Source organism: Variovorax sp. P4_D9, assembly GCF_056401695.1.
This window is the reverse complement of record NZ_JBFUIU010001679.1, coordinates 1-713: the sequence shown is the minus strand read 5'-3', so window position 1 is coordinate 713 and position 713 is coordinate 1. Positions and strand designations below refer to the sequence as shown.

At 67.2% G+C, this 713-nt stretch carries 1 protein-coding gene; it reads left to right on the top strand.

Translation table 11 applies throughout. The features are described from left to right. On the top strand, positions 1 to 713 hold a 713-nt coding region (locus tag AC1DY5_RS57730), incomplete at both ends, for a two-component system sensor histidine kinase NtrB (RefSeq protein WP_478123055.1).

Sequence of the window (713 nt, the reverse complement as noted above, 5' to 3'; positions counted from 1 at the left end):
ATGTGGTGGTGGCCGGGGAACGCGGCCGCGCACTGGTCGACCGCATCCTTTCGTTCAGCCGCGGCACGCCGGGTGAGCGGGTGCCGGTGAATGTGGAGCGTGTGGTGCGCGAGGCGCTGAATCTCCTGCAGGGCAAGCTGCCAGGACACGTGAGACTGCGCACCCGCCTGCAAGCCGGTCGCGCGGCGATCCTCGGCGATGCAGTGCAGATTCACCAGTTGCTGATGAATCTGGCGACGAACGCGGCGCATGCGATGACGCAACCGGGCAAGTTGACCGTGTCGCTGGAGGTGGCCGAAGTTCTGCAATCGCGCCAAGCCAGGGTGGGCACCGTGGGGGCTGGCACTTGGATCGTGCTGCGAGTTGCGGATCAGGGGAGTGGGATGACGCCCGAAATGCTGGCGCGCATCTTCGATCCATTTTTCACGACTAAGGAATTGGGCGTCGGAACGGGCCTGGGGCTGTCCCTGGTGCTGCGCATCGTGACACAGGCCGGAGGGGCCATCGATGTGCACAGCACGCCGGGTGTGGGCAGCGTGTTCACCGTCTACTTGCCGCGTGCCGGGGACGCGCCCGAGGAGCCTGCAGACGCCAGCGAGGCACCGCCGCGGGGGGACGGCCAGCGGGTGATGGTGGTCGACGACGAGGAGCCGCTGCTGGAGATAATGACGCACGCGCTGCGCGTGCTGGGCTACGAGCCGATGGGGTATGGC